Source organism: Mycoplasma sp. 613B, assembly GCF_054343485.1.
This window is the reverse complement of sequence record NZ_JBTGVH010000028.1, coordinates 1-7,144: the sequence shown is the minus strand read 5'-3', so window position 1 is coordinate 7,144 and position 7,144 is coordinate 1. Positions and strand designations below refer to the sequence as shown.

7 protein-coding genes are annotated in these 7,144 nt (G+C 24.5%); all 7 read left to right on the top strand.

Annotated elements, in window-relative coordinates:
* The coding region (locus ACXX87_RS03910) for a hypothetical protein (RefSeq protein ID WP_458573311.1) at window positions 1–584 on the top strand (584 nt) is incomplete at its 5' end.
* Between the two features lie 29 nt (window positions 585–613).
* Window positions 614–1,165, top strand: a complete 552-nt coding sequence (locus ACXX87_RS03905; protein ID WP_436359153.1) for an inorganic diphosphatase — start codon at window positions 614–616, stop codon at window positions 1,163–1,165.
* Window positions 1,146–1,787, top strand: coding sequence for a ribonuclease HII (locus tag ACXX87_RS03900; RefSeq protein ID WP_436359216.1), 642 nt, complete (start codon window positions 1,146–1,148; stop codon window positions 1,785–1,787). The genes ACXX87_RS03905 and ACXX87_RS03900 overlap by 20 nt, the downstream gene beginning before the upstream one ends.
* 64 nt (window positions 1,788–1,851) lie before the next feature.
* A complete protein-coding gene (locus tag ACXX87_RS03895; RefSeq protein ID WP_458573310.1) occupies window positions 1,852–2,115 on the top strand; it encodes an HPr family phosphocarrier protein in 264 nt (87 codons plus the stop codon).
* Between the two features lie 118 nt (window positions 2,116–2,233).
* Window positions 2,234–3,964 (top strand): phosphoenolpyruvate--protein phosphotransferase, encoded by a 1,731-nt coding sequence (ptsP, locus tag ACXX87_RS03890; RefSeq protein ID WP_458557714.1) that lies wholly within the window; start codon window positions 2,234–2,236, stop codon window positions 3,962–3,964.
* The gene (locus tag ACXX87_RS03885; RefSeq protein ID WP_458573309.1) at window positions 3,951–5,771 is read left to right on the top strand and encodes a M3 family oligoendopeptidase; all 1,821 of its coding nucleotides are present in this window, start codon (window positions 3,951–3,953) and stop codon (window positions 5,769–5,771) included. Before ptsP ends, ACXX87_RS03885 begins: the two co-directional genes overlap by 14 nt.
* Window positions 5,772–5,861: 90 nt before the next feature.
* Window positions 5,862–7,061, top strand: a complete 1,200-nt coding sequence (locus tag ACXX87_RS03880) for a hypothetical protein (RefSeq protein WP_458573308.1) — start codon at window positions 5,862–5,864, stop codon at window positions 7,059–7,061.
* The last annotated feature ends 83 nt before the right edge of the window (window positions 7,062–7,144 follow it).

Here is a 7,144-nt window from a genome sequence, read left to right as displayed (position 1 = left end):
ATAAAATACAAGTAGGTTATAAAAACACTGGTGCACTTTATATTTCATTTAAGGATGAAATTTCTATTTTCATTTTCATAGCTTCATTTGTAGATTTAAGTTTATTAAGTTTACTGATTGTATTATTTTACAAATATTCCAAAAAACTAAATTACATTTATATTGCCATTTTTCTGTCGTTTTCCTATATTTTAGTAATTATTTTAACTATTTTAAGTAGTCTTAAAATAATCTCATTCAATAACAATATAGTAAATTCAATTTTAATAAATGCTGCAAGTTTTTGCATTTCATTTGCATCATTGCCACAATTAATTAAAGGATTATTTTTCAAAAAAATGAAAGGGTTATCATTATTTTATAAATCACTTGTTTTAACTGTGGAAATTTTATGATTTACCTATTGATTAATTGCTGGATTGATTACAATTTATAATTTAGACGGTGGCATTGCTATAAGTATTACAGAAATGATTCAACTATTAATTTGATCCAGTTTTGCAATTATTACTAATTCATTAGTGATTTTGATGATTTTAATAAAAAATAAAAAACATAGCAAAAATGAACATATTTCAAACTAAATTGAGAAAAAATGATAAAATTTTTTATTATGAAAAAGATAGTACAAGTAAATATAGAAATCCCAAAAGGATCAAATATAAAATATGAATATGATAGAAAAACCAATCAAATTATAGTAGATAGAATTTTAAGAGATGGTTTTAGATATCCAGCTAATTATGGTTCTTTAAGAGAAGCGCTAGATTGAGACGGAGATGAATTAGACGTATTAGTTTATTCAGATGAATCATTTTTTAGTGGTTCTGTATTAAATGCAAGAATAATTGGAGCTATGAAAATGATTGATGATGGTGAAACAGATACAAAATTAATAGCTGTTCATGAAGATGATTACCGTTTAGATCACATTCAAAAATTAGAAGATTTACCAAAATGATGATTAAGAGAAGTAGAATTATTTTTTAGCACATACAAAAATTGAAAAAGATCAGGAATTACTTCTGTAAATGGTTTTGAAGGAATTGAATATGCTATTCAAGAATACAATGAATGTGTTGAATTAATGAATGAATATTCTCATTTACCAAAAGAAGAATTTATTAAATTAATGAAAGAAAAACATCCTGAAAAATACGAATAAAAGCACATTAAAAAACTTTGATGATAGTTTTTTAAATAATAAAGTAAAAATAATTGCAGGTTGCGATGAAGTTGGTCGTGGTTGTGTAGCAGGACCAGTTGTTGCAACCTGTGTTATTTTAAAAACTGAATTTGATAGCAATCAAATAACTGATTCTAAAAAAATTCCTAAAAACAAACATAAAGAACTTGTAGACTTAATTATAGAAAATTCATTAGAATATCACACAATTTTTATAGACTCTCAAACAATAGATGAAATTAACATTTTAAACGCAACAAAAGAAGCAATGAAAAAGTCAATTGAAAAATTTAACACAAAAATTGATTTAGTTTTAACTGATTTTGTTAAAATTGATTCTAATATCAATCAAGAAAATATTACCAAAGGTGATTCTAAATCGTTATCAATTGCTGCTGCTTCTTTAATTGCTAAATATACGCGAGATTCCTTTATGAAAGAAATTTCCAAAGATTTTCCAGTATATAATTTTAGTCAAAATTCAGGTTATTTAACAAAAGAACACAAAGAAGCATTAAAAAAATTTGGTTTTTGTTCAATTCATCGAAAAAGTTTTGAACCTATCAAAAGTATGCACAACAAAATAAAAATTTTTAAATAATTTCATTTTGTTGTGTTAAAATTTAAATATAGACAAAAAATAAATAATATTTTAGAAAGGTATTATGGAAAAAATAACTGTTGTTATATCTGATCCAATTGGATTACACGCAAGACCAGCTTCAAAAATTGTTTCTGTTTCTTCAAAATTCAAATCAGATATTAAAATCATTACATCTGTAGCTTCTGCAAACGCTAAATCAATTATGAATATTATGTCTTTAGCTATTAAACAAGGACAAGAAATTTCAATTGAAGCAGAAGGTGAAGATGAAAAAGAAGCTATGGAAGCTTTAAAAACTACAATGGTCGAAAATAATTTAATCTAAAAATTGTTTTTGTAATTATAATTAACAAATTAGTTAAAAATAGACTAATTTGTTTTTTATTTTCATAAAAAAATTATATAATTTTATTACTACAAAAGATTAAAAACAAGGGGGAAATATGTCTAAAAAAATTACAGGGATAGGAGCTTCAAATGGTATTTCAATTGCAAAAATATTCAAAATTGAAGAGCAAAAAATTGAATTAACAAATTCAAAAATTGAAAATGTTGAAGCAGAATTAAATCTTTTTAATATAGCAATAAATAAAACTATAAAACAAATAGAATCAATTAAAGAAAAAGCATCTAAAACACTAAACGAAGAAGAAGTTGCTGTTTTTGATGCTCATATACAAGTAGCAAATGATCCAGCAATTATGGATGAAGTGCAAAACTTAATTAAAAATGAAAAATTGAATGCAGCTTTTGCGACAGAAAATGTAACTAAAAAATTTATTGAAATGTTTTCAAATTTCGATGATCCATATATGAAAGAAAGAGCAGCAGACATTAAAGATGTTGCTACAAGAATTATTAAAAATATTTTAGGTATTGAAATTGTTGATTTATCAGCAATCAACGAAGAAACTATTATTGTAGCAGAAGATTTAACACCATCAGATACTGCACAATTAAATAAGAAATTTGTAAAAGGATTTTTAACTAATATTGGTGGTAGAACCTCTCACTCTGCAATTATGGCTAGAAGTCTAGAAATTCCGGCAATTTTAGGTTTAGGAAATATTACAGAAATAGTAAAAAATAAAGATGTTGTAGCAATGAATGGTGAAAAAGGTGTTGTTATTATAAACCCATCATTAGAAGAAATAAAAGAATTCGAATTAGAATTTAAAAAATTTATGGAAAATAAAAAGGAATTAGAAAACTTTTTAACTAAAAAATCTTTATCAAAAGATGGTAGAGAAGTTACTCTAGCAACTAATATCGGTTCAGTTCAAGATACAGAAGGAGCATTGAAATATAACTCCGATGCTATTGGATTATTTAGAAGTGAATTTCTATATATGGATGCAGAAAATTGACCTTCTGAAGAAGAACAATTTAACTCTTACAAAGCAGTTTTAGAAAAAATGCAAGGAAAACAAGTGGTTGTAAGAACTCTTGATATTGGTGGGGATAAAACTTTAAAATACTTTAAATTCCCTGAAGAAATGAATCCATTTTTAGGTTACAGAGCGATTAGACTTTCTCTTGATAAACAAGAAACTTTTATAACACAATTAAGAGCTTTAATTAGAGCTTCTTATTACGGAAATTTAGCAATTATGTTCCCTATGATTGCAACAGTTGATGAATTTAAACAAGCAAAAGAAATCTACTTAAAAGTGTTGGAACAAGTTAAAGCAGAAGGTCATAAAGTATCTGACAAAATAGAAGTAGGAATGATGGTAGAAATACCAGCAGCAGCAGTTTTAAGTGAACAATTTTGTAAATATGCAGATTTTGTTTCAATAGGAACAAATGATTTAATGCAATACACCATGGCTGCTGATAGAATGAATGAAAAAGTTTCTTACTTATACCAACCATTAAATCCTTCAATTTTAAAATTAATTAAAATGACAATTGATGGAGCACACAAAGCCGGTAAATGAGCAGGAATGTGTGGAGAAATGGCTGGAGATTTAAATGCAATTCCTTTATTATTAGGAATGGGTCTTGATGAATTTTCAATGTCAGCAACAAGTTTATTAGAAGCAAAAAAATTAATTTCTAAAATAGATTATAAAAAAGCTCATGCTTTATCACATCAAGCAATTAAATGTGATACAGAAGAAGAAGTAAGATTATTACTTGAAACATTTAAAAAAGAAAATGAAATCATATAAAAAATATTCTGATATTCCAGAAAAATATCGTTTCGATTTAGAAAGTCTTCTTGAAAATAAAAAAATTGAAGTTATTATTCAAGAATATTGAATAAGTAAAAATGAAGAATTAAAATATAAAGATTCAAAATATGAAAATATTGAATCTTTTATTTATTTTAAAGAACTAGAAAATAAAAATGAGCTAAAATTAAACAAAATAATTAACTATTTATCTAATAAACTATCTATAAACTCTGTGGACCCAATCATAAGTAAAATTCAAGTAAAATTTGAAAATGATCTAGATGAATTTAATAAACAAAATGGTTCTGAAATAAACCGTTTATACAAAAATATTGACAAAGTCAAAGAATGAATAAAGGATGAAAGACTAAAATCATTTAAATATGAGTTAACACAAATTTTAGATTTCCAAAAACACAAATTAAGCGATGAAATCGAAAATTTTCTTTTAGATATTAATAAAGCAAATCCTGATTTTTCTGAAATTTTTCAAGTTTTAAGTGATGTTGAAACTGATTTAGGTTATGGAATAACTTCAAAAAACAAAAAAATTAAAATTACTCACAGTAATTATTCTTTGTTAATGAAAAACAAAGACAGAAATTTAAGAAAAACTACTTTTAATAGTTATCTTAATTCTTATTTTAAAAATAAAAACACTTATGCAAAACTTTTAATCCAGCATTTTTCAAGAATTTCTACTTTTGCTCTTAAAAGAAAATACAATTCTTCCGTAGAATCCTTTATAAGTGAAGATTATATTGAAGAAAATATGCTTCAAACTCTCTTTAATAATGTTAAAAAATTAAAACCATTATTAAAGAAATTTCAAAAATATGATTCTTTATTTTTCAAAGCTAAATTCAATCAAAAGAAAGAATATTACGACTCATTTGTTGATTTAGTTGATAAAAAAGAAATATATTCAGTAGAAGAAGCACAAGAAATTTATAAAAAATCTTTAAGCATAATGGGACAAGAATATAACGATGTTTCTCAAAAAGCTTTTAATGAAAGATGAATTGATTATATGAATTGTGATGGAAAAACTTCTGGTGCATATTCAATTAGTAATGCTTATGGTTTAGATAAGATATTTATCTCAATGAATTGAGATTACACTTTAGAGTCTGTTTTAACTCTTGCTCATGAAATGGGACATTCAATGCACACATATTACTCCAATAAAAATCAAGATCAAAACAATGCAGAATATCCTATTTTATTAGCTGAAATTGCATCAATATTTAATGAATTAGTAGTTAGTGACTATTTAAAAGAAAATGCTAAAAATGATTTAGCCAAGTTACAAATATTAAGAAAAAATATTCAAGATTTTATTTCCACTGTTGTTAAACAAACCTTTTGATCAAATTATGAGTATCACGTTTATAATGCAATAGACAAAAATCAAGAAATTTCTACATTTGATGATTTAGCAAAAATTTATTCTAACACATATAAAGAATATTTTGCTTCTGGTTTTAAAAATGAAAAAAGTTTAATTTTTGCAACAATTGTTCCTCATTTTTATTTAGATTTCTATGTTTATAAATATGCAATTGGTTTTTTAGTTGCAAATTATTTCTTTAATGATTACAAAATTAATGGACCAAAATCATTAGAAAATTATATTCATAATTTCTTATCAGCAGGTGGAAAAGATAAACCATCTATAATTCTACAAGAAGCTGGAATCAATCTAAAAAATGATGATTTATACATTAATAGTTTTCAAATTTTAAGCAAAAATATTGAAGAATACACAAAATTAGGTAAAAAAATCTTTAAAGTATCATAAAAATTAAGGTTTTTTTGCATTTTTATTATATAATTAAACATATATTAATTTAACAAAAATTTAGTAATTATAAAGATTGTAAAGGATAAAATGAAAAAACATAAATTATTAAAGCCTATTTTAGCACTAAGCACAGTTTCTGCTTCAGTTATTACTTTGATTTCTTGTTCAGACAAAAAAGAAGAAAAAAACTTTTTATATGTAAGTCAAACTAATTTATTTTCTACTTCAGCAGAATTTAACTTTGAATCAAAAAATACAGATTTAAATTTTGATGAATCTAAATATAAGTATAAATTTGAATACAAAAAAGAAGCAGATGCAGATTTCAGTACTTTAGCTAACGAAGATTTTAGAGTAGTAGAAGGTTATAAAAATAAAGCAATAGTTACATTAAAAAACTTAGAACCAGAAACCAATTATTTATTTAAATTTTCAAGAGCTACTAAAACTGGAGAAAATTCATATAGTGAATTTCAACAAGTAGAATTAAGCACAGAAAATGAAAATAAACTCTATGCATTCACAACAACCAAAACTCCAGATATTTCAAGTGGTGACTTTATTTTAACACCAAATAAAACAGCTACATCTACACAAGTATCATTAACTTTTAGTAAACCTGAACAAATAAAAGATAAGAAAGTTTGAGTTGTATTAAGTGAAATTTCATTAGGTTCTACAGGTTATAAACAAACAAAAGAAATAGAAACTAAATCACAAGTTTATACAGATACATCAAAACCATTAACTTTTGAATTTGATAAATTACAAGGTCAAAAAACTTATTTAATTTCAGATTTATTAGTTAGTGAACAAAATGAAAGTGATAAATCAAAAGCAACTAAATTATCTTTTGAATCAGAAAGTTTAATTAAGCAATTAACCACCACATCACGTTTAATTAGTGCACAAAGAGTTGCTTCAAGTGAAGTTGCAAATAGTGATCAAACTAAAAAACCATTTACAATCGCTTCTAATGTTACATCTATTGAAAATGGTTCAACTTATAAATTAACCATTAGAGAATATGATAGAACATCAGGTAAATTTAAATTAGTTAAAAAAGAAGGTAGTGAGCAAGAAAATTATGTTGAATACACTTCAAGCGTTACAGCAAGTGAAAACAATTTAAATCGTTTCTTATTTGTATTTAACGATATCCCAGAAAAAGGAAAATCCTATATAATTGTTAAATTTGTTAAAGTAACAACAGATAATAAAGAAGAACCTTTAACAATTTTCAGAAATGCTAATAACACTATTATTGAAGACGTATTTATCAACTAAAATAAAAAATTCAAGTTTAATTACTTGAATTCCTTAAATGAAATATAAAGTGCACCAGTGTTTTTATAACCTATTTGTATTTT